This window comes from Janthinobacterium sp. LPB2021202312-11-4 (genome assembly GCF_037049705.1).
Classification (GTDB): domain Bacteria; phylum Pseudomonadota; class Gammaproteobacteria; order Pseudomonadales; family Pseudomonadaceae; genus Aquipseudomonas.
Genome location: NZ_JBAGKV010000050.1, coordinates 1 through 26,952, shown reverse-complemented (window position 1 = coordinate 26,952; position 26,952 = coordinate 1). Strand labels below are relative to the sequence as shown.

Annotated in this window: 22 protein-coding genes and 1 pseudogene; 15 read left to right on the top strand and 8 right to left on the bottom strand. The window is 60.7% G+C overall.

The window, feature by feature from the left end; all coding sequences use genetic code 11:
* Positions 1–255: 255 nt before the first annotated feature.
* From V5E99_RS29775 to V5E99_RS29760, 4 genes are all read right to left on the bottom strand, one after another.
* Positions 256–2,730: a TonB-dependent receptor plug domain-containing protein gene (locus tag V5E99_RS29775; RefSeq protein WP_499806053.1), complete on the bottom strand. Its 2,475-nt coding sequence runs from the start codon at positions 2,728–2,730 to the stop codon at positions 256–258.
* A gap of 94 nt (positions 2,731–2,824) precedes the next feature.
* The gene (locus V5E99_RS29770; RefSeq protein WP_499806052.1) at positions 2,825–3,694 is read right to left on the bottom strand and encodes a TauD/TfdA dioxygenase family protein; all 870 of its coding nucleotides are present in this window, start codon (positions 3,692–3,694) and stop codon (positions 2,825–2,827) included.
* A 138-nt stretch (positions 3,695–3,832) separates the two neighbouring features.
* The gene (locus tag V5E99_RS29765; RefSeq protein WP_499806051.1) at positions 3,833–5,431 is read right to left on the bottom strand and encodes a rhodanese-related sulfurtransferase; all 1,599 of its coding nucleotides are present in this window, start codon (positions 5,429–5,431) and stop codon (positions 3,833–3,835) included.
* Positions 5,428–6,036, bottom strand: a complete 609-nt coding sequence (locus V5E99_RS29760) for a cysteine dioxygenase family protein (RefSeq protein WP_499806049.1) — start codon at positions 6,034–6,036, stop codon at positions 5,428–5,430. Before V5E99_RS29760 ends, V5E99_RS29765 begins: the two co-directional genes overlap by 4 nt.
* A 231-nt stretch (positions 6,037–6,267) precedes the next feature.
* On the opposite strand from V5E99_RS29760, the gene V5E99_RS29755 reads away from it, so the two are divergent.
* Together V5E99_RS29755 and V5E99_RS29750 are read left to right on the top strand one after the other, a co-directional pair.
* Entirely contained in the window at positions 6,268–7,173 is a 906-nt protein-coding gene (locus tag V5E99_RS29755) for a LysR family transcriptional regulator (protein ID WP_499806048.1), read from the top strand.
* 118 nt (positions 7,174–7,291) lie between these two features.
* Positions 7,292–8,086 carry a class II aldolase/adducin family protein gene (locus V5E99_RS29750; RefSeq protein ID WP_499806046.1) on the top strand — a complete coding sequence of 265 codons (795 nt, stop codon included), beginning with the start codon at positions 7,292–7,294 and terminating at the stop codon, positions 8,084–8,086.
* A gap of 137 nt (positions 8,087–8,223) precedes the next feature.
* Here the strand turns inward: V5E99_RS29750 and V5E99_RS29745 are convergent.
* Positions 8,224–9,162: pseudogene (locus tag V5E99_RS29745) on the bottom strand (Dyp-type peroxidase); the annotation flags it as partial.
* A gap of 66 nt (positions 9,163–9,228) precedes the next feature.
* On the bottom strand, positions 9,229–9,795 hold the full coding sequence (locus V5E99_RS29740; RefSeq protein ID WP_499806045.1) for a TetR/AcrR family transcriptional regulator: 567 nt from the start codon (positions 9,793–9,795) through the stop codon (positions 9,229–9,231).
* A gap of 96 nt (positions 9,796–9,891) precedes the next feature.
* Here V5E99_RS29740 and V5E99_RS29735 point away from each other — a divergent pair, with 96 nt between their 5' ends.
* Positions 9,892–10,536: a glutathione S-transferase gene (locus V5E99_RS29735; RefSeq protein ID WP_499806044.1), complete on the top strand. Its 645-nt coding sequence runs from the start codon at positions 9,892–9,894 to the stop codon at positions 10,534–10,536.
* A 93-nt stretch (positions 10,537–10,629) separates the two neighbouring features.
* On the opposite strand, the gene V5E99_RS29730 is transcribed toward V5E99_RS29735, so the two are convergent.
* Complete coding sequence (locus tag V5E99_RS29730) at positions 10,630–11,718, bottom strand: LLM class flavin-dependent oxidoreductase (protein WP_499806043.1); 1,089 nt, start codon at positions 11,716–11,718, stop codon at positions 10,630–10,632.
* 362 nt (positions 11,719–12,080) lie between these two features.
* Between V5E99_RS29730 and V5E99_RS29725 the strand changes: the two genes are divergently transcribed.
* The 12 genes from V5E99_RS29725 to V5E99_RS29670 all read left to right on the top strand — a co-directional run bounded on the left by V5E99_RS29725 (position 12,081) and on the right by V5E99_RS29670 (position 26,303).
* Entirely contained in the window at positions 12,081–12,953 is an 873-nt protein-coding gene (locus V5E99_RS29725; RefSeq protein WP_499806042.1) for an ABC transporter permease, read from the top strand.
* Position 12,954: 1 nt separating this feature from the next.
* Positions 12,955–13,734, top strand: coding sequence for an ABC transporter ATP-binding protein (locus V5E99_RS29720; RefSeq protein ID WP_499806041.1), 780 nt, complete (start codon positions 12,955–12,957; stop codon positions 13,732–13,734).
* 22 nt (positions 13,735–13,756) lie between these two features.
* Positions 13,757–14,743, top strand: a complete 987-nt coding sequence (locus V5E99_RS29715; protein ID WP_499806040.1) for an ABC transporter substrate-binding protein — start codon at positions 13,757–13,759, stop codon at positions 14,741–14,743.
* Between the two features lie 193 nt (positions 14,744–14,936).
* On the top strand, positions 14,937–15,974 hold the full coding sequence (locus V5E99_RS29710; RefSeq protein ID WP_499806039.1) for an isopenicillin N synthase family dioxygenase: 1,038 nt from the start codon (positions 14,937–14,939) through the stop codon (positions 15,972–15,974).
* Positions 15,975–15,993: 19 nt separating this feature from the next.
* A complete protein-coding gene (locus V5E99_RS29705) occupies positions 15,994–16,818 on the top strand; it encodes a MetQ/NlpA family ABC transporter substrate-binding protein (RefSeq protein ID WP_499806037.1) in 825 nt (274 codons plus the stop codon).
* The gene (locus V5E99_RS29700; RefSeq protein ID WP_499806035.1) at positions 16,815–17,786 is read left to right on the top strand and encodes a methionine ABC transporter ATP-binding protein; all 972 of its coding nucleotides are present in this window, start codon (positions 16,815–16,817) and stop codon (positions 17,784–17,786) included. Before V5E99_RS29705 ends, V5E99_RS29700 begins: the two co-directional genes overlap by 4 nt.
* Positions 17,783–18,454: a methionine ABC transporter permease gene (locus V5E99_RS29695; RefSeq protein ID WP_499806034.1), complete on the top strand. Its 672-nt coding sequence runs from the start codon at positions 17,783–17,785 to the stop codon at positions 18,452–18,454. The genes V5E99_RS29700 and V5E99_RS29695 overlap by 4 nt, the downstream gene beginning before the upstream one ends.
* A 136-nt stretch (positions 18,455–18,590) precedes the next feature.
* Entirely contained in the window at positions 18,591–20,147 is a 1,557-nt protein-coding gene (locus tag V5E99_RS29690) for a sugar ABC transporter ATP-binding protein (protein ID WP_499806033.1), read from the top strand.
* Entirely contained in the window at positions 20,140–21,165 is a 1,026-nt protein-coding gene (locus tag V5E99_RS29685; RefSeq protein WP_499806032.1) for an ABC transporter permease, read from the top strand. The genes V5E99_RS29690 and V5E99_RS29685 overlap by 8 nt, the downstream gene beginning before the upstream one ends.
* A 32-nt stretch (positions 21,166–21,197) precedes the next feature.
* The gene (locus V5E99_RS29680) at positions 21,198–22,253 is read left to right on the top strand and encodes a substrate-binding domain-containing protein (protein WP_499806030.1); all 1,056 of its coding nucleotides are present in this window, start codon (positions 21,198–21,200) and stop codon (positions 22,251–22,253) included.
* Between the two features lie 323 nt (positions 22,254–22,576).
* Entirely contained in the window at positions 22,577–24,964 is a 2,388-nt protein-coding gene (locus V5E99_RS29675) for a TonB-dependent receptor plug domain-containing protein (RefSeq protein WP_499806029.1), read from the top strand.
* Positions 24,954–26,303 carry an APC family permease gene (locus V5E99_RS29670; RefSeq protein ID WP_499806028.1) on the top strand — a complete coding sequence of 450 codons (1,350 nt, stop codon included), beginning with the start codon at positions 24,954–24,956 and terminating at the stop codon, positions 26,301–26,303. The genes V5E99_RS29675 and V5E99_RS29670 overlap by 11 nt, the downstream gene beginning before the upstream one ends.
* On the opposite strand, the gene V5E99_RS29665 is transcribed toward V5E99_RS29670, so the two are convergent.
* The gene (locus V5E99_RS29665) at positions 26,300–26,761 is read right to left on the bottom strand and encodes a DUF3574 domain-containing protein (protein WP_499806026.1); all 462 of its coding nucleotides are present in this window, start codon (positions 26,759–26,761) and stop codon (positions 26,300–26,302) included. The two genes, V5E99_RS29670 and V5E99_RS29665, sit on opposite strands and share 4 nt — an antisense overlap.
* Positions 26,762–26,952: the final 191 nt, after the last annotated feature.

Genomic DNA, 26,952 nt, shown 5'->3' with positions numbered 1-26,952 from the left:
TACGCAACAGCGCCTGTGTAGGAGCGAAGCTTGCTCGCGAAGGCGTTGGGTCAGCCAACATCAATGTTGAATGTGAAGCCGCTTTCGCGGGCAAGCCTCGCTCCTACGGAGGATCTTTGCCGTGTGCGAAATGTGTGTACGCAACAGCGCCTGTGTAGGAGCGAAGCTTGCTCGCGAAGGCGTTAGGTCAGCCAACATCAATGTTGAATGTGAAGCCGCTTTCGCGGGCAAGCCTCGTTCCTACGGGGCTGTATCTCAGAAGTTGTACGCCAGTCGCGTGTAGTAATACGCCCCGCCAAATCCGAACGGTGAAAACTGCCCGTATTTGTAGCCACCGGCCCAGTCCTTGATGCCGTTTTTGTCCGGGTACACGTTGAACAGGTTGTTCGCCCCCAGCGCCACGGTCAGGTGCTTGGTCAGGTCGTAGGCCGCATCCAGGTCGGTGATCCACTTGGCGCTGAATTTGCGATCGTTCACCGGGTTGTTGTCGCCCTCGGTGTAACTGCCGAAGCGGGTCAACGCCAGGTTCAGGTTGTAGGCGGTGACTTTCCAGTTGGCGGCCAGGATCAGTTTCGATTGTGGCGTGGCGACGGTCAGGTCCTTTTGCAGGCGCCGGTCGAACAACTGGTAGCTGGAGCCCAGGCTGGTGAGTTTGGCCGGGTTGTCCTGAAGCTTCTCGATCTTGGTCTGGTTCCAGTTATAGGCGGCGCTCCAGCGTACCTGGCCGTACTCATCCAGTTGCTGGCGGTACTCGTTGACGATGTCGATGCCGCGAGTCCGGGTGTCCACCGCGTTGGTGTAGTACTGGGCAAAAAGGCCAGGCGACAACCCGTTGGCGACGAGGATTTGCGAGACCGCCGGGCCGCCCAGCAGGCTGGTGGAGACAATGCGGTCGCGGATGCCGATCTGATAGAGGTCGGTGGTCAATCGATAGTTGGCCGTCGGGTCGTACGTGAACCCGAGGCTGTAGTTCAGGGATTTTTCCGGCTTGAGCTTTTCCGCGCCCAGGGCCTGGGCTTCGGGGGTGTCCACCGGCAAGACCTTGACCGGCACCGAGACCTGCTCGCCATTAACCACGCCGCCCGAGGTAAAGGTGGATGAGGCATAAATGGTTTGCGCCAGGGACGGTGCGCGGAAGCCGTTGTTGACCGTACCGCGCAGGGCGAAAGCGTCGGTGATTTTGTAGCGGGTCGCGAACTTGCCGCTCCAGGTGCTGCCGATGTCCTGGGTGTAGTGCTCATAGCGCGCCGCCGTGCCGACATACCATTTATCCGTCACGTCGAGCCCCAGATCGACGTAAGTGACAACGTTGCTGCGGCTGATTTCTCCGGCGTCGGCGGTGCTGGTGCCGTTGTACGAGGCCAGCCCTGGCAGCGGTGTCCGGCCGGCAAACGGTCCGCTGGGGATCACATAATCGCCCGGCGTATACGACGCGAAGTCACCGGGTTCGATCTGGTATTTCTCCCAGCGGTATTCAAAGCCGAAGGAGGTTTGCAGCGGATTTTTCAGGCCGATGTCGAAGCCGCGACTGAAGTCGAGGTTGTTGGTCCACTGATCGAAAATCTGCGAGGCCAGGTTGAACGAGGTCGGGCTGGTTGGCCCCAGCGAGGGGTTGAGGGTGTTGCTGGCATTAAGGGTCGAGTCGTCCTCGCCCCAGGTAGAACTGGCGTCATAGTTCCAGCCACCGACCTCGCCCTTGAAGCCGCCCGCCACCTGAAAGTCGAGGGTACGGTTGCGCCGCTGGGCATGGATGCCGTCGGGGTAGGGCGTGTCCGGGTCGCCGGCCAGGGAGGTGATGTCGTTGGGCCGATAGTTGCCGGTGACCTTGGTGGTTTCCATGTAACTGGCCGTGGAGAAGGAATAGAACTTCAAATCATCCTGCAACGGCAGCTCAAGGTTGTAACTGGCGTTAGTGACTTTCTCCCGGCCCAGCCCGTAGCTGGGGTTCCAGCCGTGGCGATTGACGGTCTGGTCACGGCTGTCAGGGAAACCGGGTAATGAGTAAAGATTGCCCGTGGCACTGCCGGTGCGGTCGAAAGGTTCTTGTTCCTTGCTGTCCAGTGCCAGGTTGGCGAAGCCGTCGTTGGGCAGCGCCAGGCCGTAGTTGAGCGTCTGGTGCACGGTGTCGCCATCGCCGCTGCCGTAACGCCCGAATGAGGTTTCGGCGCTGCCGCCGTGGTCGTTTTCCTTGAGGATGATGTTGATCACCCCGGCGATGGCGTCCGAGCCATATTGCGCCGAGGCGCCGTCGCGCAGTACCTCGATGTGATCGATGGCCGAGACCGGAATCAGGTCGAGGTTGACCGGTACTGCGGCGGTGCCGATGCGCGCCAGGTTGTTGATCAGCGCGGTGTTGTGCCGCCGCTTGCCGTTGACCAGCACCAGCACCTGATCCCCGGACAGGCCGCGCATGGTCACCCCGCGCACCGACCAGGACGTCCCGCCGCCGTTGATCGCCGGCAGGTTGAAGGAGGGCAGCAGGCGGGCGAGCAGTTCCTTGAGACCGACCTTGCCGCTGGCTTGCAATTGCTCGGCGCTGATCACATCGATGGGCGATGGGCTATCGGTGATGGTGCGCGGCTGACTGCCGCGATTGCCGGTCACGACCACGGTACTCAAGGTCTTGTCCGGCTCGGTGTTCTCGGCGTGGGCCTGGAGGCTGGCGGCCAACAGGCTGAAAGCGGCGACGGCGTAATAGTCGTATTTCACTCGGGGGCTGGATGAGTTCATGACACCAATTCCTGAAAGATTGCACGCACAGGCGAACCCCTTCGCGAACGCTCGCGAATAACAGGGGTTGCCGGATTTTTTCTTGGGGCAGGGGTCAGGCCGCGTTGGCGCGTTTTACCCGATGAGGAATGTCGTCATAAGCGATCAGCACCCGTTCCATGCGGCGTGGGTAGTCGCCGTAGTTGTAGACCGGGTAGTGAAGCGTCGAGCGGTTGTCCCAGAACGCCACCGAGTTTTCGCGCCATTTGAAGCGCACTTGATGTTCGGGTTTGTTGAATTCCAGCAGCAGACGATCGATCAGTTGCTTGCTCTTCTCGGGCGTCCAGCCGATCACCGAAGGATTCTGCGAGAAGTTGATGAACACGCCATCCTCACCGGTTTCCGGATGGGTGCGCACCAACGGGTGAGCCAGAATCGGGTAGTCGTAGCCGACCTTGTCCAGGGCCTTTTTGAAGTCGTGGACCACATGCAGGTTGTCGATTTCTTCGCGCAGCTCATCGGGCAAGGCGCGATACACCGCGCCGGTGTCGGCCCACAAGGTGTCGCCGCCAACCGGTGGCAAATCGACTGCGCGTAACACGGCGCCGAGGGTTGGGCGCAGCAGCCAACTGGTGTCGGTGTGCCAACGGCCGCTGATCCTTGGGCCGTAGAGTTTGCGTTCGTCCTGGGCTTCAATCAGGTGTGCTTGCGGTTGTGTCGGGTCGTTTTGCTGAGTGGTCGGGTGGACGTAGAGCTCACCGAATTCACGGGCAAAGGCGATCTGCTGTTCGGTGCTGATGGCTTGGTCGCGGAAGAAGATGACTTTGTGCTCAAGCAGCAAGGTGCGCAGTTCATCACGCAGTGCCGGGGTCAGCGGCTGACGCAAATCGATGCCGCTGATTTCGGCGCCGATGGTCGGTTCCAGGCGGGTGACGTGCAAGGTCGGTTGGAGGTGCAGGTCGGTGCGGTGCAAGGTTGCAGACATGGTGTAACGCCTCTCGGTTGTGGGTTCAGCCTCCGCCTGGAGAGGGGTCGGATGTTGGGTGGGACAGATGAATCACCGATGGCGAGCGAGCGTGCTCCCTCGCCACAGGTTCATTGAGCGGTTGGCATGTCAGGTGGCTTAGATCACAAAAAAGCCATGGGTGGCGTCGCGGGCCAGTTGCGCCACCAGACCATATTCCCAGTCCAGATAGGCTTGCATGGCTTCGCGAGGGCTATCGGTGCCTTCATAGGGGCGGCGATAGCGGTCGATGCGCGGCGAGGCCAGGCGCGTTTCGCCATCCTCCAGCGGATGTTGCGCGGACACCCAACTGGCCGTGCCGCCCTTGAGCAGGAACACCGGTTTGCCGGTCAGGGCCTCGACGTCGGCGACGGCCAAACGGGCCAATTGACTGCTGCCGCAGGTCAGCACGTAGCGTTGCGCGGCGGGGATGTTGGCCAGCGCTTCGCGCAATTGCCCGCGCAGTACCCACCAGGCGCCGGGGATATGGCGTTTGACGTAATTGGCGCTGCTGGTGAAATCCAGCACCGCGATGTCGCCGTGAGTCAGCCATTCGGCCAGGGTTTCGTGGCTGATTTCTTCGGCCTGCGGTGGTGCAGGGACCGGCGCCTGCCAGGCCCCTTTTTCGCTGAAATGCGCAGGTTGCACGTCATCCAGCACATGCACTTCCCAACCCAGTTGCGAGAGCCAGGACGCGGACATGTTGGCGCGCACGCCGTCGTCATCTATCAGCACCAGCCGCGCACCGCGCACGCTGGCGAAGTGGTCGGTTTCCTGCACCAGTTGGCCACCGGGAGTTGAGCGGGCAGTGGGGAGATGGCCAGCTTCAAATTCCTCCGGGGTGCGGACGTCGAACAGGTAAGTGCTGCGGTCCGGTTCCTGTTGCCAGCGCTGCAGATCAACTAGGGTGGCGCGACCAACCAGCGCTTTATCGGCGACCCGACGAGCGTCCTGGGCAGCGATGTGGCGGTGTTCCTCACTGGTTGGCGCAAACCGGCGAGACTGCCCGTGTTGCAGCGTTTGACCGGCCAGGGTCCAGCCGATGGTGCCATTGCGCAAAGCGGAAACCGGGTTGGGAATGCCGGAGTTGATCAACGACTGCGTGCCAATGATGCTGCGGGTGCGGCCGGCGCAGTTGACGATGATCCGCGTCGCCGGGTCAGGCGCCAGTTCGCGGGCGCGCAACACCAGTTCCGCCCCCGGTACGCTGATGCCGGTGGGAATGCTCATGGTCTGGTATTCATCGAAACGCCGGGCGTCGAGCACCACCACATCGGCCTCGCGGTCGAGCAGCGCTTGAACTTCTTCCGCCGCCAGGGACGGCGTATGACGCTGGCTTTCCACCAATTCACCAAAGGCTTTGCTCGGCACGTTGACGTCGATAAACAGCTCGCCGCCAGCACGGCGCCAACCGTCGAGGCCACCCTCCAGCAGCGCGACATCGAGGTAGCCCAGGCCCTGCAAGCGTTGAGCAGCGATCTGCGCCAGACCTTCGCCATTGTCGTAGACCGTCACCGGGGTATTGAGCCGTGGAATCCGCGAATACACCTCCAGTTCAAGTTTCGACAAAGGAATATTGGCCGCGAACAGTGGATGAGCCTCGGCAAAGGGCGCTTCTTCGCGCACATCCACCAGGGCCAGTTCTTGTTTGTTCAACAGAGCCTTTCGAATCTCGGCGACGGAGCGGGTCTGCTCTTTTTTGACGGGGCTTGTACTCATAAGGCTTGGCTCTCTTTGGACAGATCCCAGATGTTGGGGAGAAAGGCGTTGGAATAACCGGAAATGAACAATTTCTCGCTGCCATCAGGCTGATACACCGCGCGGCGTACGGCCCCGATGTTGGCGCCATAGACATGAATGCTGATGGAGACCTGGTCTTCAAACGCGTTGCTGACCTGATGGATGTCGCCAATCTTCGGCGACACGGCTTCGACGTGACCGGGTTGAAGCTGAATCCGGTTACCTTCGGGGACCAGCGTGCCGTCGGTGTGACGGGCGAAACCCTGGGAATACTCCGCTCCGCGCAACATGCCGATCAGGCCCCAGACCCGGTGGTCGTGGATCGGCGTGCGTTGCCCCGGGCCCCAGACAAAACTGACCACGCTGAAACGCTGCCGTGAGTCGGCATGCAATAAATACTGCTGATAGCGCTCCGGGTCGGGTCGGGCAAAGTCGTCCGGCAGCCAGTCGTCATGGCTGACCAATTGACCGAGCAACTTGCCGCCACGGTGCAGCAGGTCGCCTTCGCGCGGGTTGCTGTCGATCAATTCCGCCAGGGCGCCTATGAAGGCTCTGAGTCTCTCCGGGTGTCGGGGCTGGGTCATGGCGATTCCATCGTTTGCTTCGAAGGGTGTTTGAGAATATCTAAGCATAATGATTGTGTTTAATATGCTATTTTTTAATGATTAGGTTATAGCTGAAAGGAATTTAGAACCCATCTGAATAGCGTTAGACGTTATCGATAGAGGCGTACGTACGCTTCGGGCTATCCAGATGCCAGCAATGGAACTATGCTTTTCAGACATCTTATTGACTGTTCTCTATGTGCGGGCCAAATGAAAATTGATGATATCGATGCCTTCGTCGAAGTGATCCGTTGCCAGTCCATCAGCCATGCGGCGGAGTCGTTGCAGCTGACCCAGCCGGCCATTACGCGGCGCGTGCAAAACTTTGAGCAGGCGCTGGGTGTCGAGTTGTTCGACCGCAACACCAAACCGCTCAAACCTACTTTGATCGGAACGCGGGTGTATGAACAGTGCCGTTTGATCCTGCGGGAGATGGATGCGCTGCGCGAACTTGTCGCCACCGACGCACCGCCCACCGGGCTGTTGCGCCTGGGCGTGCCGCAAACCATCGGCGACGTGGTGCTGCTCGATGCCCTCAAACACTTGCGCATGGAATACCCCGAATTGCGCGCCCAGGTGGCGACGGGTTGGGGCAGTCAATTGGTCGGCAAGATCGAGCGTGGCGAACTGGATGCCGCAGCGGCGCTGTTCCCGGCGGGCAAGATTTTCCCGGACAACATCGTTGGCCAGTCCATCGGCAAGATGGAACTGGTGGTGGTCTGCGCCAAGGCTCAGGTGCCCAAGCGCCCGTGCAAACTGGCTGACGTTTACCAGAATGGCTGGATTCTCAACCCCGACGGCTGCGGCTTCCGCGCCGGGTTGCAGCGCACCTTGTCCGATCAAGGCCTGGCCCTGCGGATCAATCTGGAAACCTTCGGTACCGAGTTGCAACTGGGGCTGGTCGCCGACGGCCTGGGCCTTGGCTTGGTGCCGCGTCCATTGCTGGAGCGCAGTGCGCATTTCGATCAGTTGGCGGTGGTGCCGCTCAAGGATTTCAAACCGGTGATGGACCTGTGGCTGATCTACCCGCACTTCCTCGGCAACCTGCAAGGGCCAGTGGATGCCTTCGGCAAACTGGTCGCCGGATCGTTGCAGAAGATCAAGAGTGCGGCATGACTGGCGTTGAAGACATAAAAAAAAATGATAATTAGCTTAGATTAAAATGTGCTTTTTATTATTTTTTGGCTTCCCATAGGCTGGCTGGAATTCTTAAGGCCATCCAGGAAGTTTTGCCATGAGCAGCGTCAGTTCGTTGTCCAGCGTCTCGAAAAATGTCCGCCAGCGCGTTACACCCGAAGAATGGGAAGTGCGGGTCAAACTCGCTGCGGCCTATCGGCTGGCGGCGTTGTTCAAGTGGACCGATCACATCTACACGCACTTTTCCGCGCGGGTCCCGGGGCCTGAAGAACACTTCCTGATCAATGCCTTCGGGCTGTTGTTCGATGAAATCAATGCCTCCAACCTGGTCAAGGTCGACATCGACGGCACTATCGTCGACGACCCGACCGGCCTTGGCATCAACTACGCCGGTTACGTGATTCACAGCGCCATTCACGGCGCCCGCCCGGATCTGCAGGCCGTGCTGCATACCCACACCCGCGACGGCATCGCGGTCTCGGCGCAGCGTGACGGGTTGCTGCCGATCTCCCAGCATTCCATCGGTTTTTCCGGACGTGTCGCCTATCACGGTTACGAAGGCATCGCCCTGGACCTGGACGAGCGTGAGCGGTTGGTGGCGGATCTGGGCGACAAAAGTGTGTTGATCCTGCGTAACCACGGGCTGTTGACGGCCGGTGTCAGTGTCGAGCACGCGTTCCAGCAACTGCATGGCCTGGAGCGCGCCTGCAATATTCAGATTGCGGCGCAGGCCGGTGGCAACGCTGAGTTGGTCTTCCCGCCGGCCGAGGTGGTGGCCAAGGTCGAGAAGCAGGCCGAGGCCTTCAAAAGTGGCCATGGCCCGGGTGTGGCGCGGCATTGGGATGCGTTGATTCGGCAGTTGGAGCGCAGTGATACGGCTTACAAAGACTGACATGACACATCAAACCCCCTGTGGGAGCGGGCTTGCTCGCGACTGCGGTGTGTCTTCAGCAATGGTGTTAACTGACACACTGCATTCGCGAGCAAGCCCGTTCCCACAGGTTGTGCACCCTTGGTGATTTAAGGTGTGCGGTCCGCCAGCGCTTCAAGCAAGTCCGCCGAAGGCACAAAGAACAAGCCGCCGGTCACCGCTGTGCTGAAATCCAGCAAACGGTCGTAGTTGCCGGCCGGTCTGCCGACGAACATGTTCTCCAGCATCAGCTCAATGGGCTCCGGCGAGCGGGCATAGCCGATGAAGTACGTGCCGAATTCCCCCGCGCCGGGCCGCCCGAACGGCATGTTGTCACGCAGGATTTTCACTTCCTCGCCGTCCTTGGTGATGGTGGTCAATGCACTGTGGGAGTTGCTCGGTTTGACGTCGTCGCCGAGTTCGATATCGGACAATTTGGTGCGACCGATAATCCGTTCCTGGGCCTCGACGGACAATGCGTTCCACGCGCTCATCTTATGCAGGTACTTCTGCACCAACACGTAGCTGCCGCCGGCAAATGCCGGGTCTTCATCACCGATGATGGTGAAGTCGACCGCATGCCGGCCGACGGGGTTTTCGGTGCCATCGACAAAGCCGACCATGCTGCGCATGTCGAAATAACGGAAACCCTGGACTTCATCGACCACCGTCACCGCATCGCCCAGCGCTGTGAGCAACTGTGTGGCCAATTCAAAACACAGGTCCATCTGTTCCGCACGAATGTGCAGCAAAATGTCCCCCGGCGTGGCCGGCGCATGGCGTCCTTCTTCACCAAACTCGCGAAACGGATGCAGCGAGGCCGGGCGCGGGCCGCCGAACAGCGTGTCCCAGGCATTCGAACCAAAGCCGCAGACGCATGACAAGTTGCCGGAGGGCACACGTTTGCCGACTGACCGGGTGAGGGCAGCGACGTCTTCGCACCAGGCTCGCACGGTGTTGGCCGGCTCAGTACCGAGCGCCACGGTGGCAACGATGAAAATCGCGCTGCTGGTGATGGGGCTATAGACGGCTTGCGGATCAGGGATTTGGTTGTCCATGAGTGAGGTCATCGTCATCAATGCAATGTGGAAAGACCTTAGCAGATCATGCTTTCGAAGCCGCCATCAAGGGATCAAACCGGCCACTCGATAAGACTCGATCATTTGGTCGTAGACCGAAATATCGTTACGTCCACGGGACACCAGTTGCGCCCCTTGAATGGCGCCAAATACCGACAAGGCCAGCCGTCCAAGCGCCTCCGGCCGGGCGTCCGGTTGCGTCAGCGCCAGCACCTGGGCCAACCACCGGACGTTGGCGTCGGTGAACCCATCCACTTCAACCCGCACTTCCACCGGCAGGTCATGGTGCTCGGCCGCCAGGATGCCGCACAGGCACATGCGGTTATCGTTTTCCAGGGCGGCGCGGAAGGCGCCGGTGTAGGCCTTCATCATCGCCGTGGGGTCGTTGGATTGCGCCAGCAACTGATCCAGATAACCGACGGTGTCTTCGGTGTAGCGCCTGGCCAATGCCGCGCCCAAATCGCCCTTGGTGGGAAAGTGGTAGTGGATGCTCGCGCTTTTGATCCCGACTTCTTTGGCCAATTCGCGAAAACTCAGCGCGTTGTAGCCGCGTGCCTGCACAACCCGGCGGGCGGCTTCAAGGATCGTCTGCTTGGTGTCTGTTGCCGTCATGATGTATTTGCCTACCTACCGATAGATATCTATTGACCTGAATGATCGCTGGCCGCATTGTCTACCTCCCGATAGATAGATAGCAATGGAGTTCACGTGAAGATCTACGACATCCCCGGTTTTCCTAGCCCGTTACGCGTTCGAGTGGTCATCGCCGAGAAGCATCTGGCCTCCAAAGTCGAGTTCATCAAGGTCGATTTGCCGGCCGCCGAGCACAAGCAACCGGCGTTTCTGGCAATCAACCCGACGGGCACGGTGCCGGTTCTGGAACTGGACGACGGCACTTACCTGGCCGAATGCACGGCCATCACCGAGTACCTCGACAACCTTGAAGGCAACCCCACGCTCACCGGCACCACGGCGAAAGAGAAAGGGCTGATTCACATGATGCAGAAACGCGCCGACGATCAGTTGATCGACGCCATCGGCATCTATTTCCACCACGCCACCGACGGCCTCGGGCCGCAGCTCAAACCGTACAAAAAGCCCGAATGGAGCGACCGCGCTGTCTGGGGCGAGATGCACCGCGACAAGGCCATCAAGGGTATGAAGTACTTCGACCAAGTGTTGAAAACCCAGCCTTACGTGGCAGGCGAGCAATTTTCGATGGCGGACATCACTGTGTGGGCGGGATTGGTCTTCGCCGGCTTCGCGCAGATCGCGATCCCGGAGGAATGCACGGCGCTGGTGGCCTGGAATGCGAAAGTCGGTGAGCGTCCGAGTGTGAAAAACCCGGCTTGATGTCCGGCGCTTTCCTGGTACTCAGTGTTACGACGAAAAAAGGGGCTTACCGCAAGGTAAGCCCCGTTTTCGTTTATGCGGAATCGCCGGTGATCAGGCCACTTTCTCCGCCGCTTGCCGTTCACGCTCGGCCACTAACTGGCGGGTCAGCGGGATCAGGCGTTTGCCATAATCGATGGCATCGTTCAGCGGATCAAAGCCACGAATCAGGAACGTGGTGATGCCCAGGTCGTAGTAGTCGAGCAAAGCTTCAGCCACTTGTTCCGGTGTGCCCACCAGCGAGGTCGAATTCCCTTGGGCGCCCAGCAGGCCGGCAATGCCGGTCCACAGGCGTTTGTCCAGTCGCGAACCTTGAGCGGCAGCCGCCAACAAACGCCGGGAACCCTCGTTCGGCGGTTCGCGACGCACAAAGCCGTTCTGTTCAGCCAGGGCCGTAGCCTGTTGCAGGATGAGTTCGGCCCGTTCCCAGGCCTGTGCTTCGGTGTCCGCCAGAATCGGGCGCAACGACAGGCTGAAACGAATGCTGCGCCCATGCTTGGCCGCTTCGGCGCGCACCTGATTGACCACTTCGCGCACTTGTTCGTAGGTTTCCCCCCACAGCGCGTAAACGTCGGCGTGCTTGCCCGCCACCGCGATGGCCGCCGCTGACGAACCGCCGAAATACAGCGGGATGTGCGGCTGTTGCGGCGACTTCACGGCCGAGTGCGCCCCCTCGACCTGGTAATACTTGCCCTGATAGTCGAAGGGTTTCTCGCGGGTCCATTCCTGGCGCAGCACATCGAGGTATTCATCGGTGCGAGCGTAGCGCTCGTCCTTGCCGAGGTGGCTGCCATCGGCGCGCAGTTCGCGATCATCGCCACCGGTAATGATGTGCACGGCGGTGCGTCCGCCATTGAAGACATCAAGGGTGTTGAATTGGCGCGCGGCCAGGGTTGGCGCGGCAAAACCCGGGCGATGGGCGATCAGGAACTTCAGTTTTTTCGTCACGCTGGCGGCATGGGAGGCAATTAGCGTGCTGTCCGGACTGTTGGAGTGAAACGCCACCAGGGCACGGTCGAAACCGGCCTCTTCGTGGGCGCGGGCCACCGTCTCCACATACTCGGGTTGCAACACCGGGCCACTGCGCGGATGGATTTCCGAAGAATGGTGGCCGCCGATGTAGCCGATAAATTCGATGCTCATGCTCAATTCCTTGTCATTGGATAGGCGAAATTCAAGCCTCCACCTGGCAGGGGGTCGGTCCGTGGTATCGAAAATAGGCGCAGCGGGGCAGGGCTGTGAAATGCCGTTTTGTTCTAAGTTAATTATTAATTAAATGAATCATAGTAATTTATAGATATCAGTAATACGCATTTTAATCCGCGCCACAGGTACAGCCGGCGTAGGGCGCGGGCTGAGGGTTTTAATTATGCAAATAATTTATCTGGATAATGTTCTATCTGATTTTTAATCATATTAGGTTATTCCCAAAAAGAATTTCACTGAGGTTTTTTATGCGAATAGCATGAATCCGAAGCCATATTCTTTATGAGGAAGGAAGCCTGATGACCGAAAAGACGTTCGATACGCCGAGCGCCAGCAGCTCATTTTCCGTCAACAAGGCTGCGGATCGCCCAACGGCATCCGGGCTGGCGCCCAACTGGCTGCGCAACTGGCGAACCCCTGAAGTCCTTCTGCGTTTGCTGAGCCCGATTGCGCTGCTGTTGTTGTGGGAACTGGCGTCGCGGTTCGGCCTGATCCCGCAGCGGATCATCGCCGCGCCGTCGCAGATCGGCGATACCCTCTGGGCCATGATTGTGTCGGGTGAGCTCGGCAAGCATTTGCTGGTCTCGCTGCAACGGGCACTGCTGGGCTTGAGCATCGGGGTCAGCATCGGTGTGGTCGCGGCGCTGATCACCGGCCTGTCGAAGCGCGGCGAGGTGATCCTCGATTCGCCAATGCAGATGCTGCGCACCATTCCCTCGCTGGCGTTGGTGCCGTTGTTCATTCTCTGGTTCGGCATCGGCGAGTTCACCAAGATTGCACTGATCGTTACCGGCACTACTTTCCCGGTGTACCTGAACCTGTTCTCCGGCATTCGCAACATCGACCCCAAACTGATTGAGGCCGCCAACACCCTGGGCCTGAATCGTCGCGAGTTGATCTGGCACGTCATCCTCCCTGGCTCCTTGCCATCGTTCTTTGTCGGCTTGCGTTATTCCCTGGGGATTTCCTGGCTGGCCCTGGTGTTTGTCGAGCAGATCAACACCACCGCCGGCATCGGCTTTCTGGCCAGTGACGCGCGGGACTTCATGCGTACCGATGTGATCGTCATCTGCCTGCTGATTTACAGCGTCCTCGGTTTGTTGATCGACGGACTGATCCGCACGCTGGAGCGTTTCGCCCTGGCCTGGCGCCCATCTTTTGTGAGGAACTGACATGTCGACTCTCGCGGCAAAACACCTGCAATCAGACGCACCGGTTCAACTGCGCAACGTTGTGCGTCAGTTCGGCCAACAACGGGTCATCGATGGCCTGGACCTGGACATCGCACCGGGCGAATTCGTCGCGTTGCTCGGGGCCAGCGGTTCCGGCAAAACCACCTTATTGCGCAGCCTGGCCGGGCTCGACAGTATCGACAGCGGTCAGTTATTGGTGCCCAAGGCCCGGGCGGCGGTGTTTCAGGAGCCACGCTTGATGCCGTGGAAACGCGCCTGGAAAAACGTAATCCTCGGCCTGCGGGTCCCGGACGCCAAGGACCGCGCCGTGCAGGCCCTGACTGAAGTCGGGCTGGCCCATCGTTTGGAAGCCTACCCGGCGACACTCTCCGGCGGTGAAGCACAACGGGTCGCTTTGGCCCGTGGCCTGGTGCGCGAACCGAAGTTGTTGCTGCTCGACGAACCGTTCGCCGCCCTCGATGCCCTGACCCGGATCAAGATGCATCGGCTGATCATCGAGTTATGGCGCAAACACACCCCGGCCGTGCTGCTGGTGACCCACGATGTCGACGAAGCGATCCTGCTGGCCGATCGGGTGATCGTGTTGGCCAACGGCAAGATTGCCGAGCAACTGAGCATTGATTTGCCGCGTTCTCGCGACACGGGGCAGGACGGCTTCCAGGCCATCCGTGCGCGGTTGTTGAGCCTGTTGGGCGTCGAAGTGGAAACCGCTGCGGTGGCTGAGCGCCAGACCACGGTTCGGCGTTTCGCCCATGCTTGATCGACGTCGATGGACATCGGCAATGGCGCTGCTCGCAGGCGCCGCGCTGTTGCTCGGTGGTTGCGGTGACGCTATCGAGCCACCAGCGAAAGCGGACCTGTCCAGCGTCACGCTGATCCTCGGCGATCAAGCCAAGGGTTTGCGCACGGTGGTCGAGGCCGCCAACGCGCTGGAGGGCATTCCCTACAAAGTCCAGTGGGCGAACTTCCAGGGCGCCGCGCCGCTGTTTGAAGCCCTGCGCGCCGGGGCTGTCGATCTCGGGCCGGCCGGTGATACGCCGGTGCTGGCGGCCGCCACCGGGGGCACGCCGTTGCGGATTGTCGCGGTACGGCGCAGCCAGTCGCGGGGGATTGCGATTCTGGTCCCGGCGGATTCGCCGATTCACAGCGTCGCCGATTTAAAGGGGCGCAACGTGGTGGTGTCGTCGGCCCGAGGCAGCATTTCCCAGTACCTGTTGATTCGTGCGCTGGCCAATGCCGGGGTCGATGAAAAGGACGTCAACGTCGGTTTTGTCCTGCCCACCGATGCGCTGTCGGCATTCAATGCCGGCAAGATCGAAGCCTGGGCCACGTTCGGTATTTATCAAGCGTTTGCCGAGCAGCAGGGCGCGCGGGTGCTGATCACTGGCGAAGGGATCAACACCGGGCTGACGTTCATCACCGCGTCCGATGAAGTGCTCACCGACCCGCTCAAGCGCCAGGCCCTCAGCGACGTGTTGCAGCGATTCGCCAAGGCGTTCGAATGGGCGCGGCAAAACCCCGATGAATACGCGCGGGTGTTCGCCAAGGCCAACGATGTTTCGCTTGAAGTTTCCCAACGGCTGCGCAGTTGGGGCGATGAATCGCTGGTGCCGGTCGAGCCAAGGGACGTGCAGGCCTTGCAACAGGTCGATGATTTGTTCGTCGAGAAGAAGATCTTTCCCCATCGGGTCGTCGTGGAGAAATTCACCGATGCCCAAGTGTTTTCCAACGAGTCGCTGGCCCTGAGTCGATCCGCTTCAACCCAGTAGACCCACGCCGATTGACCTCACCCGCCGGAGCGCTCCTGTCTCAATGACAGGGGCGTTTTTGTGCTTCCAAAACCCGAAGACCCCACGAGAAGCGAACCTAAGCTAATGCAAAAAAGATATTTATTAACGGTTTTTAAGATCGTTTAGCTTGGATCCATCGTTAGACAAATACCGTTTCACAGGGGAGTGAACCATGCCTCAGCCATTGGACATCAGTGCCTTACCGACCCTCGATCTGTCATTGCTCGAGGGCACCCCGGCCCAGCGCCAGGGTTTTCTTGATGACCTGCGCCACGCCGCTCGGGACGTGGGTTTTTTCTACCTGACCGGCCATGGCATCGACCGCGATTTGCTGAAACAGGTGCAGGACCACGCCCGCCAATTCTTTGCCCTGCCGGACAGCGAGAAAGTAGCGGTGGGCATGATCAACTCGCCACACTTTCGCGGCTACAACCGCGCGGCCTCGGAGATCACGCGCGGCAAACCGGATTTGCGCGAGCAGTTCGATCTGGGCGCCGAACGCGAGGTATTGCCGCAGGACGAAAACAGCCCGTACTGGGCTCGTCTGCAAGGCCCCAATCAATGGCCGGCGACATTGCCGGCGCTCAAGCCGTTGCTGCTGGATTGGCAGCACGCCATGACCCGCATGTCGCTGCGCCTGCTCCAGGCGTTCGCCCAGGCGCTGGCATTGCCGCAAGACGCTTTCGACCGGTTGTACGGCGACAAGCCCAATGAACACATCAAGCTGATGCGCTACCCGGGGCAGGCGTCCGACGCCAGCCACCAGGGCGTCGGTGCGCACAAGGATTCGGGCTTCCTGAGCTTCTTGCTGCAAGACCAGCAGGCCGGCCTGCAAGTCGAAATCGAGGAGGGGCGCTGGATCGATGCGTTGCCTCGGGACAACACTCTGGTGGTGAATATCGGCGAATTGCTTGAGCTGGCCACCAACGGCTATCTGCGCGCCACGGTGCACCGGGTGCAGTCGCCGCCCAAGGGCAGCGAGCGCTTGTCGATTGCGTTCTTCCTCGGTGCGCAACTCGATGCCGTGGTACCGCTGTACCCATTGCCCACCGCGCTGTTGCGTGAAGCGCGAGGCCCGGCCAGTGACCCCGATAATCCGCTGTTTCGTGATGTTGGCTGGAATTACCTCAAGGGCCGCCTACGTTCCCATCCCGATGTCGCCCGGCGTTTTTACGCTGATGCCCTGATCCCTAATGCACTGACTGCCTAACCCTCAAAGGACGATGAGTGTGTTCAAGAAAACAGGATTGACCCTGGCTGTGTTCGGCGCTCTGGTGGCTTCTTTCAATGCGCTGGCCCTGGAGCCCCTGCGAGTCGCGGCAGACCCGGTACCCCACGCGCAGATTCTCGCCTACGTGCAGAAAATCGACCCGAAGCTGAACCTGAAAATCATCGAGATCCCCAACGGCGTGAACTCCAACGAGCTGCTGGTGCATGGCGATGTCGATGCCAATTACTTCCAGCACTTGCCGTACCTGAAATCCCAGGAACAGGCCCTCGGCGAAAAACTCGCAGTGGCCGCCACGGTGCACATCGAACCGCTGGGGATCTACTCCCACCGGCACGCAACCTTCGCCCAGGTCCCGCAAAACGGCACGGTGGCCGTCCCGAATAACGTCACCAACCTGAGCCGTGCGCTGTACCTGTTGCAGGACAACGGCTTGATCAAGCTCAAGGCTGGCTTCAACGACCCGGCCACCGATCAGGCCACCCCGAAGGACATCGCCGAGAACCCGAAACAGCTGAAAATCCTCGAAATCGAATCACCGCAGATTCCCCGCGCCCTCGATGACGTAGACCTCGCGGTGATCAATGGCAACTACGCACTGGAGGCCGGCCTGGTTCCGGCCAAGGATGCGTTGGGCCTGGAAAAAGCCGAGCACAATCCTTACGCCAACATTCTGGTGACCACGCCAAAATTGCAGGACGACCCACGGATCAAGCAACTGGCCAAAGACCTGACGTCGCCGGAAGTGGCCAAGTTCATCACGGACAACTTCTCCGGTTCGGTGATTCCGGTCGGTCCGGTGGCCGTGGCGGCTGCCAAGCCATGATCGTCGTCGAGCAGTTGAGCAAAACCTACGCGTCAGGGCAGGCACCTGCGCTGGATCAGGTGTCCCTGAGCATCCCCGATGGCGCGATCTACGGGATACTCGGGCGCAGCGGGGCGGGTAAGTCGACGCTGCTGCGCTGCCTCAATCTGCTCGAGCGCCCCAGCTCGGGGCGCATTCTGCTGGATGGCGAAGACTTGACGGCGCTGTCCGACATCGAACTGCGCCGGCAACGCCAGCGCATCGGCATGATCTTCCAGGGCTTCAACCTGCTGCACTCGCGCAACGTCTTCGACAACATCGCCGTGCCGCTGGAAATTGCCCGTATCGGCAAAGCCCAGCGGCAGGCGCGGGTGCGCGAGTTGCTGGATTTGGTGGGGTTGAGCGACAAAGCGCTGGCTTTTCCCTCGCAACTGTCGGGCGGGCAAAAACAACGGGTGGGGATTGCCCGGGCATTGGCGGCGCGCCCGGCGTATCTGCTGTCGGACGAAGCCACCAGCGCCCTCGACCCGCAAACCACCGCCTCGATTCTTGAATTGCTGCGCGACATCAATCGCCAGTTGGGGTTGACCATTGTGCTGATCACCCATGAGCTGGAGGTGGTCAAGTCGATCTGTGATCACGCCGCGTCACTGGCCCACGGCCGGTTGGTCGAAGCCGGGCCGATTGCACAACTGTTGGCCAACCCGGATTCCACGCTCGGCCGCTCGTTGCTGCCGGGTTACAGCACGCCGTTGGGCAACGATGCCCTGGACCTGAGTTTTTTCGACAGCCTGTTGGCCACGCCGGTGCTTAATGAGCTCAAGCATCAAGGTGTGGAGCTGAACCTGCTGGCCAGCGGTGTCGAGTCCATCGGCGGGCGCCGGGTCGGGCGTTTGCGCGTGGCGTTCCGGCATCCCGCCGATGAGCTGCAACTGAATCGGGTGGTGGCGTTTCTCAAACAACGTGGCGTGAGGGTGGAGCGCTCATGAACAAAGTGATCGACTGGAACGAGATCTTTCAACTGGTGCTCACGGCGACCGGTGAAACCCTGTACATGGTGCTGCTGGCGGGGTTGTTTACCTTGTTGATCGGCTTGCCCCTGGGCGTGTTGTTGTTCATCAGCCGCCAGGGCGGCTTGTACCCGATGCCCCGGCTCAACAAAGGCCTGGGAGGGCTGGTCAACCTGGGCCGCTCGCTGCCGTTTGTGGTGATGCTGATTGCCTTGATCCCGCTGACCCGGCTGGTGGTCGGCACGACCCTGGGCAGCACCGCCGCCGTAGTACCGATCACCATCGGCGCTTTCCCGTTCTTCGCCCGCATCGTCGAAAACGCCCTGGACGAAGTCGACAAGGGTCGCATCGAAGCGATCCTCGCCATGGGCGGCGACATCTGGCATGTGATTTTCAAAGTGCTACTGCCCGAAGCGTTGCCGGCATTGCTGGCGGGGATCACGCTGACCTTGGTCATGCTGATCGGCTTTTCCTCCATGGCCGGCGTCATCGGTGGTGGCGGGTTAGGGGACCTGGCGATTCGCTATGGCTACCAGCGCTTCAACAACCAGGTGATGGTCGCCACCGTGGTGGTGCTGGTCATTCTGGTACAGAGCGTGCAAAGCCTCGGCGATCGGTTGGTGCGCTCATTGGCTCATCGACGTTGAGGGGATTTCTTATAACCAGAAAATATTTTCTATGCGATAGGACTATTGGAATGTTTATAAGAGATTGCTTTTAATCCTCGCTTCAACCCTTTGTGTGTGTTGATTTTTTAGCCGCCATCCTGTTCCGGAATCTTTTATGAGTGCGCCTGTTGCCGTGGCACCCGAGCCGCTGATTCGTGTGCGTGAGCTGAGCAAAACCTTTGGCGCCAGCCGTGCGCTGGATCGGGTCAGCCTGGACATTTACCCTGCCGAAGTGGTGGCGCTGTTGGGGGCCAATGGTGCGGGTAAATCGACGCTGGTGAAGATTCTGGCGGGCAGCCAAACCGCTGATGCCGGTGAGCTCTGGATCGATGGTCAACTCCGGCATTTTGCTTCGCCACTGTCGGCGCGCCGGGTCGGGATTGTCGCGGTGCACCAGCAGGTCAACGACGGCATCGCGCCGGGATTGAGCGTGGCGGAAAACCTTCTGCTTGATGAACTCTGTCAACCCGGCGCGGACTTCTGGCTCAACCGTAAGCGCCTGTTCGAACGGGCCGCGAGCATCGCTGCCGGCCTCGGGCTGAATCTGCCGCTGGAACAACCCATCGAGCGTCTCGGTCAGGCCGAACGGCAACTGGTGGTGCTGGCCCGGGCGTTCGCCCTGCAACCACGAATGCTGATTCTCGACGAGCCCACGGCGGCCTTGTCGGATGTCGAGGCCCAGCGCTTGTTTGGCTTGATCGACACCCTGCGCAGTCGCGGGGTGGCGATTCTATACATCTCCCATCGTTTGTCCGATCTGCGACGGGTGGCCGACCGCGCCATCGTCCTGCGCGATGGCCAGTTGGCCGGCGAATTCAGCGACCGGCAATTGCCGGAAGCGGTCGAGGCGATGCTCGGTCAGGCCCTCGACACCCATGTCTATGAACCGCGCGCAGCAGGCAGGGAGGTGCTGAGCTTGCGCGGGGCGAAAATCGCGCCGCCTAAACAGGACTTCGACCTGACCCTGCACGAAGGTGAAGTGGTGGTGCTGACCGGATTACTCGGCGCCGGCAAAACCGAGATCGCCGAGGTGCTGTTTGGCCTGCGCGAACCGGCGGCCGGCACCCTGCAACTGGACGGTATTGACTGGCAACCCGGTTCGCCACGCGAGGCTATTCGCAGCGGGGTGTTCTTTGCTGCCGAGGACCGCGCCAGTCAGTCATTGATTGCCGATTTTTCCCTGCGCCGCACCCTGACCTTACCGTTCCTTGAACGCTTTACCCGGGGCGGTTTCATCCGCAACCGGGCCGAGGCGGCGGCGGTCGAGGCTCAGGTCGCCGCTTTGGGGATCAAGACCGCCGGCATTGATGTGCCGATGAGTGCGTTGTCCGGCGGTAATCAGCAGAAAGTCGTGCTTGGCCGCTGGTTGTTGGGGGAAGGGCGGGTGTTGATTCTCGATGAGCCGTTCCAGGGCGTGGATGTACGCGCCCGCCGAGAAATCGGCCAGTTGCTGCGCGACAGTGCCGGTGGTCGCGCCACGCTGGTGATCTGCGCCGACGTTGACGAAGCCCTGGAAATCGCCGACCGGATTCTGCTGGTGCGCGATCACGCGGTGGTCGCCCACTACCCTCGCGCCGGTTTGAGCCGCGCCACATTGGTGGCGGCATTGGCTGGCGTAGAGGTCACCGTCCCAACCTTTCATGCCACGCCAAGGAGTAGAGCGAGTGCCTGATTCGAGTTCGCTGTTATCGACCGCCCCCGCACCCGCCGAGCGCCTGCTGCAAGCGCTGATCCGCTATGGGTTGCTTTGGGTGCTGGCGCTGATCCTGGTGTTTTTCAGCATCGCCGAACCGGCGTTTCTGCGGGTCGGCAACCTGTTTAGCATCTTGCAGTCGGTGTCGATTGTCGCGTTGCTGGCCCTGGGCGTGACCCTGACCATGGCCGTCGGCGGGCTCGATTTATCGATTGGCGCAGTGGCCGCCATGAGCTTGATGATCGCCAGTTACGTCATGGTGGTGCTCGGTTGGGGCGCGGTGCCAGCGGTGCTGATCAGCCTCGCGGGCGGGGCCGCGGTGGGGCTGCTCAATGGCTGGCTGATTGTGAAGATGCGGGTGCCGGACATCCTTGCGACCCTCGGCAGCATGTTCCTGGTGATCGGTGTGCAATTGATCCCGACTGGCGGACGCTCGATTGCGGTGGGCATGACCCTGCCCAATGGCGATGAGGCCGAAGGCACGTTCAGCGCACTGTTCCTGGCACTCGGGCGCGGCCGGTTGTGGGACACCGTGCCGATCCCGGTGCTGATCACCGCTGTGGTGGCGTTGGTGGTCTGGCTGTTTCTGGAGCGCACGCGCATCGGCCGATTGTTCTACGCCATCGGCGGCAACGAACAGGCTGCGCGCCTGGCCGGTGCGCCAGTGCAGCGGTTCAAATTGTTGGCCTACGTGCTGTCAGCCTTGCTTGCGTCACTGGGCGGATTGTTGCTGGCGGCACGTTTGGGTCGGGGCGACGTCAGCTCGGGCAACGGTCTGGTACTCGATGCCCTCGGCGCGGCGCTGATCGGTTTTGCCGTGCTCGGGGCGAAGAAGCCCAACGCTTTCGGCACCTTGATTGGCGCGTTGTTGGTGGCCACGTTGCTCAACGGTCTGACCATGCTCAACGCGCCTTATTACGCTCAGGATTTCGTCAAGGGACTGGTGCTGGTGCTGGCCCTGATGTTCACGTTCGGCCTCGCGCATCGGGCGCGTTGAGCTTTTCTTTTAACGTCTTGCAAGGAAGATGTATGCAGCGATCAATCAAGGGTTTTGTTCGTCACTGCCTGGCCACCGCCGTGCTCTCGGCGTTGGCGCTGAATGCCCAGGCCAAGGCATTACCCGGTGCACCGGTACCGTTCGACAAGGGCAATGTGCAAATCGCGCTGGTGGGTTATCTGTTCTCCGGGGACTTCACCGAAGCCTATTTGCGCGGTGTCGAGAAACAGACTGAAGCCCTCGGCGCGACCTTGCGCGTGTTCGATGCCCGGCAACAAGCCGCCAGTCAGCGCGAGATGATTGATCAGGCGATTGACCTTGGTGTTGACGGGATCATCGTCCAGCTCGGTCTGGCGGAAACCCTCAAGGGCCCGATAGACCGGGCCATCGCCAAGGGCATCAAAGTTGTCGCGTTCGACGTTGATCTGAACACGCCGCAGGTCACTCAGGTCGAGCAGGATCACCATGCGCTGGCGCGGCTGGCGCTGGATCAGGCCGTGAAGGACAACGGCACGAAGTTCGATGCTGGTTACGTCTACATCAGCGGTTTCACCCCGATGGAGCGCCGTGACGAGATCTGGAGCCAGGTCAAAGCAGCGAACCCTGGAATCATCGAAAAGGCCCGTTTCGGCACGTTGAACCCGCCGATTGCCAACTCGGTCGCCGATCAGGCCAGCGCCGTGTTGCGCGCCAATCCGGGCATCAGCGTGATCTTCGCGCCGTTCGACGAATTTGCCAAAGGCGCGAAAATCGCCGTTGACGAGGCCGGTCTTGGCAAGAAGGTGAAGATCTACAGCGCTGATATTTCCACCGCCGATATCCAGATCATGAAAGAGCCGGACAGCGCCTGGGCGGCCACCGCAGCGGTCAACCCGCAAGTGGCCGAGGCGATCAGCGTGCGCAGCCTGGCGATGCTGATTGCCGGGGAGAATCCGGGGCAAAAAGTGCTGGTGCCGCCGACCCTGATCACCCGTCAGCAACTGGTGGATCTGGATGTGAAAAATGTTCGCGACCTGGCGCAGAAACTACCTGCGTTTGGTGACACTGCGAATGTGGCGCGTGCTCCGTGGATTCCCGTCGCAGACTGAGTGATTAAACCCCTGTCCACCGTAGGGGGCGTTCATATAAGTTGCAGTTGTTAGTTGCTATCAGTTGTCGTGTGCTGAACTACTGTTGCTCAATCAACAGTCCGTTTGTCCGATATAACCTAAGTAGTATTGGTTCTTTTCCAACGATAACGGCCTCGTCTAGCATCGGCTCTTCTAACTTAGAGGGGCCATGCCTTACACCTGTTTCATGCCTTCACTGCCTTCCGGATTATTAAAACTACAGCAGACATTGCCGTGCACTTGTTGCCAACTTTTTTATAGTCGGCCGGGCCGGGTATTAGCTGCGATAAAGGAGCTGTCCCATGTATCACCGTTCTCGTTCATTACTCGCCGCGGCTGTTGTGACAGCCCTGACGCAACTTCCCGTGCAAGCCGAAGAAACCGCCGCGCGTGCCGACGACGACACACGGTTGGGGACCGTGCTCGTCACCGGCACACGCGGTACCGCCCGCACTGTGCTGGATTCGCCGGTGCCGGTGGACGTGCTGACCGCCGAAGACCTCAAGTCCGCCGGTGCCAGTGGCGGCGAACTCGGCCAGGCATTGCAGACGCTGTTGCCGTCGTTCAGTTTTCCGCGCCAGTCCAACTCCGGCGGTGCCGACCATGTGCGCGCCGCGCAGTTGCGTGGCATGAGCCCCGATCAGGTGTTGGTGCTGGTTAATGGCAAGCGTCGGCATACGTCGGCACTGGTCAATGATTCGTCGAAGATCGGCCGGGGCACGGCGCCGGTGGACTTCAACTCGATCCCGATCAGCGCGATCAAACGCATCGAAGTGCTGCGTGACGGGGCCGGTGCGCAATACGGTTCGGACGCGATTGCCGGGGTGATCAACATCATCCTCGACGATGCCCCGCAGGGCGGTGAAGTCTCTACCACTTATGGCGCTTACCACACCCATCAGGACGCCATCGGCAAGACCACCACCGACGGCCAGAACAGCATGACCACCGCCAAGATCGGCACACGCCTGGGCGAAGAGGGCGGGTTCATTCGCGGAGGCACCGAGTACAAGGATCGCGACCCGACCAACCGCGCCGGTTTCGATGGTTTCGCCGACACCCCAGGCCAGCGCAACTACGTGATGGGCGACGGCATCGCGCGGGACGTTAATGCCTGGTTCAACTCCGAACTGCCCCTGGCTGGCGGCAAGGCCTACTCGTTCGGCACTTACAACGAGCGCCACACCACCGGCGCCGAGTTCTACCGCTACCCGTCCGAGCAGCCGCAGTTCTACCCCAACGGGTTTCTGCCGCAATCGATCGGTGACAACCAGGACTTATCCGCCACGGCCGGTTTCAAAGGCCTGATCGGCGACAACTGGGACTTCGACAGCAGCGTCACCCACGGGCGCAATCACTTCGACTCCGCGACCCGCCGCACCCTCAACGTGACCTTGGGCGCCGACTCGCCGACGCGATTCGACACTGGGGAATACGAACTGCGCCAGACCACCGCCAACCTCGATTTCACCCGCGAGTTGCGCCTGGCCGAGCGCTCCTTCGTGCTGGCGGTGGGCAGTGAATACCGTTACGAAAACTACCTGACCTATGCCGGTGACGAAGCCTCGTACATTGGCACCGGGGCCGACGGCGCCAACGGTCTGCGCCCCAGCGAAGAGGTGAATCTGGATCGCAATGTGTTCGGCACCTACGCCGAGCTGTCCGGCGATCTCACCGACCGCTTCTTCGTCGATGCCGCCACTCGCTGGGAGCATTACGACGACGCTGGTAGCAAACTCACCGGCAAGCTCAGTGGCCGTTATCGCCTGACCGATCAATGGGCACTGCGTGGCGCGGTGTCGAACAACTTCCGCGCGCCGTCCCTGGCGCAAGTCGGCTTCCAGAACACCACCAGCAACTTCGGCACCGGCGGCACGCTCACGGATATCCGCGTGCTTTCGGTCAACGACCCGATCGCCCGCGCCCTCGGCGCCCAGAAGCTCGACCCGGAAACCTCGAAGAACTTCAGCCTCGGTGTGACTGCGCAGTTGAGTGAGCGCTTCGATGCGTCCCTCGACGTGTTCCGCATCGACGTCAAGGATCGGGTGACCCTGTCCCAACGCATCGGCAGTGACGCCCTGGAGCAGTACATCAACGACAACTTCGGCGTGGCCGGCGTGCACGACGTGAACTTCTTCACCAACGCCGCCGACACCCGCACCGATGGTGCCGAACTGGTGCTCAACTACCATCAGCCGTTGTACGAAGGTCTGTTGGGATTGACCACGGCTTACACCTACAACCACACCAAAGTCACCCGCACCAAAGGCACGCCGTCGCAGCTCACTGCGCTGGGCATTGGCAACGATGCGCTGGTGGGCGTGGAGGAGCGCAACACCCTGACCGACGCTGCACCGAAGGACCGCTTCATGGTGTCGGCGAACTGGGCCAGTCAGCATTGGGGCCTGCTCGGGCGCCTGACGCGGCAGGGCGAGACCACCCGAGTGTTCGATTTCGGTGATTCGCAACCGGAGCAAACCTACGGCGCGGTCTGGCAACTGGATGCCGAAGTGCAATACAAATTCACCCCCAAATTCGATATTGCCGTGGGTGGCAACAACCTGACCGACAACTACCCGGAGCGCTCCAAGTCGGAAATCAACTACGGCGGCAACCTGCCGTATGACGTGCTGTCGCCGATCGGCACCAACGGCGCCTACTACTACGCTCGCGCCACGTATGGGTTCTGACGGTCCGAAGCGGCACCTGCCGGTGGTCCAGGCATTGCTGGTCACGCTGGGCATGGTGATCACCACCGACATCCTCAAGACCGCGCCGACCGTGGCGCTGAATGTGGGGCCTGAGTACTTCTACCTGGTCTGGGTGCTCGGCGGTGTGTGCTCGATGGTCGGGGCGCTGTGTTTTGCCGAAATGGCCACGGCGTTCCCCCACCCGGGCGGCGACTATCACTTCCTGCGCACGGCGTATGGCGAACGGCTGGGCTTTCTGTTCGCCTGGTCACGCTTCTCGGTGATGCACACCGGGTGGATCGCCTTGTCGGCGTTTATGTTTGCCGATTACTTCAATGCGATTGTGCCGCTGGGGCCATATGGTTGCGGGCTGTTCGCCGGCGGGGTGATTGCGGCGTTGGTGCTGCTCAACCTCACCGGCAAGCACATCGGCTTCATCACCCAGACGGTTTTGGTGGTGTTGCTGGCGGCAGGGTTTCTCAGCATTGCCGGCGCGGGTGCCTGGCTGGCGTGGCAGGGTGTTGCAGTGCCTGAGGTGGTTGCTCCGGTCGCGCCGGAGCAAACCGGGATGGCCGGGTTCTCGTCGGCGATGATTTTCGTGTTCCTGGCGTTCGGCGGCTGGAGCGATGCGGCGACCTTATCCGCTGAAGTGCGCGATGGTCGGCGGGGGATTTTCATCGCCATGCTTGGCGCCCTGACCGTACTGATGTGCATCTATCTGGCGCTGAACTGGGCGTTTGTCCGGGGTTTGGGCTTCCAGGGGCTGGCGGCCAGCAACGCGCCCGCCGTCGAATTGTTGAACCGGGCCTTCGGTGCGCCGGGCGGGGTGTTGATTGTGTTGATGGTCGGGGTCGCGGCGGTGGCCAGCATCAACTCGACGTTGTTGGTCGGGGCGCGCACCACTTATGCCGCCGCCAGGGATGTGCCGCAGTTGCGCCGGTTGGGCGACTGGGATGAACGCCACGGCGTGCCGCGCAAGGCTTTGCTGGCCGAAGGGGCGGTGGCGTTGTTGCTGGTGGTGTTTGGCAGTTTTACCCAGAGCGGTTTCAACACCATGGTCGAGTACCTGACCCCGGTGTATTGGCTGTTCCTGAGCCTGAGCAGCCTGGCGCTGCTGATTCTGCGCCGGCGCTTTCCCCTTACGCCACGGCCGATCAAGGTGCCGTTGTACCCGCTATTGCCGCTGCTGTTTTTCGCCTTGTGCCTGTACATGCTGTATTCCAGCGTGACGGTGGTCGGCTACGGCGCATTGCTGGGGATTGGCGTGTTGCTGTTGGGCGTTGTGCTGCTGGGTGGGTTGAGCCGCTGGTCTTCAGCGACTCAACGGGCCCTGGGTTAAAACGACACTTCGGCCGGTTGCGAGAGGCGCAGCACCGACAGATCCCCGGTAATCCGCTTCCAGGCCAGGCGAATCGCTTCGATGTCCTTGGCACGCTTGGCGTCGTTCTCATGAAGAATCACGATCACCTTGGTGCCCAGGCGCTCCGGCTCCTTGGCGCCGTGGTCACGCCACTGGCCATAGGCATCGAGCACACTGAAGCCGTCCGGAAAACGTGGCGTGACTTCTTGATCGAGAAACTCGCGCCAGCGCGCGGGGCTGATCACACCATCCTTGCCTTCCAATGGCCCTACCGAGAAATACAACTCGGTGCGCAACCATTGCGCCTGTGCCGGACGCGAGGCATCGCCTTGCAAGGTCGAACTGGCGGGGTCTTTCGTATGAACCGAAACAGGTGGCGGGGTAGCACAACCGGCCACCGCCAGGAACAGCGCGGCCAGTAAAAGGCGTGGAGGCATGGAACGTCCTTATTTAGCGAGTTGGAGAACGTGGCCAGTATAGAGGCGGGGCTTAATAGCTAGAAAAGATTAAAAAGTAATTCAGGGGTTAACTTGGGGAATAAGCACGGGGTACTAAAATAGTTACGACTATTTAGGGAAGGTCTGAAGTACCCACCGTTTTTTTGATACTCCAACCATTTGGAGTTCAA

Excerpts from the sequence above, each read along its gene's own strand:
- V5E99_RS29710 (WP_499806039.1), top strand. The coding sequence starts at position 14,937 with ATGCCTCAGCCATTGGACATCAGTGCCTTACCGACCCTCGATCTGTCA.
- V5E99_RS29665 (WP_499806026.1), bottom strand. The coding sequence starts at position 26,761 with ATGCCTCCACGCCTTTTACTGGCCGCGCTGTTCCTGGCGGTGGCCGGT.
- V5E99_RS29670 (WP_499806028.1), top strand. The coding sequence starts at position 24,954 with ATGGGTTCTGACGGTCCGAAGCGGCACCTGCCGGTGGTCCAGGCATTG.
- V5E99_RS29730 (WP_499806043.1), bottom strand. The coding sequence starts at position 11,718 with ATGAGCATCGAATTTATCGGCTACATCGGCGGCCACCATTCTTCGGAA.
- V5E99_RS29750 (WP_499806046.1), top strand. The coding sequence starts at position 7,292 with ATGAGCAGCGTCAGTTCGTTGTCCAGCGTCTCGAAAAATGTCCGCCAG.
- V5E99_RS29760 (WP_499806049.1), bottom strand. The coding sequence starts at position 6,036 with ATGACCCAGCCCCGACACCCGGAGAGACTCAGAGCCTTCATAGGCGCC.
- V5E99_RS29695 (WP_499806034.1), top strand. The coding sequence starts at position 17,783 with ATGAACAAAGTGATCGACTGGAACGAGATCTTTCAACTGGTGCTCACG.
- V5E99_RS29720 (WP_499806041.1), top strand. The coding sequence starts at position 12,955 with ATGTCGACTCTCGCGGCAAAACACCTGCAATCAGACGCACCGGTTCAA.
- V5E99_RS29775 (WP_499806053.1), bottom strand. The coding sequence starts at position 2,730 with ATGAACTCATCCAGCCCCCGAGTGAAATACGACTATTACGCCGTCGCC.
- V5E99_RS29700 (WP_499806035.1), top strand. The coding sequence starts at position 16,815 with ATGATCGTCGTCGAGCAGTTGAGCAAAACCTACGCGTCAGGGCAGGCA.
- V5E99_RS29680 (WP_499806030.1), top strand. The coding sequence starts at position 21,198 with ATGCAGCGATCAATCAAGGGTTTTGTTCGTCACTGCCTGGCCACCGCC.
- V5E99_RS29715 (WP_499806040.1), top strand. The coding sequence starts at position 13,757 with ATGGCGCTGCTCGCAGGCGCCGCGCTGTTGCTCGGTGGTTGCGGTGAC.
- V5E99_RS29755 (WP_499806048.1), top strand. The coding sequence starts at position 6,268 with ATGAAAATTGATGATATCGATGCCTTCGTCGAAGTGATCCGTTGCCAG.
- V5E99_RS29765 (WP_499806051.1), bottom strand. The coding sequence starts at position 5,431 with ATGAGTACAAGCCCCGTCAAAAAAGAGCAGACCCGCTCCGTCGCCGAG.
- V5E99_RS29770 (WP_499806052.1), bottom strand. The coding sequence starts at position 3,694 with ATGTCTGCAACCTTGCACCGCACCGACCTGCACCTCCAACCGACCTTG.
- V5E99_RS29725 (WP_499806042.1), top strand. The coding sequence starts at position 12,081 with ATGACCGAAAAGACGTTCGATACGCCGAGCGCCAGCAGCTCATTTTCC.
- V5E99_RS29740 (WP_499806045.1), bottom strand. The coding sequence starts at position 9,795 with ATGACGGCAACAGACACCAAGCAGACGATCCTTGAAGCCGCCCGCCGG.
- V5E99_RS29675 (WP_499806029.1), top strand. The coding sequence starts at position 22,577 with ATGTATCACCGTTCTCGTTCATTACTCGCCGCGGCTGTTGTGACAGCC.
- V5E99_RS29690 (WP_499806033.1), top strand. The coding sequence starts at position 18,591 with ATGAGTGCGCCTGTTGCCGTGGCACCCGAGCCGCTGATTCGTGTGCGT.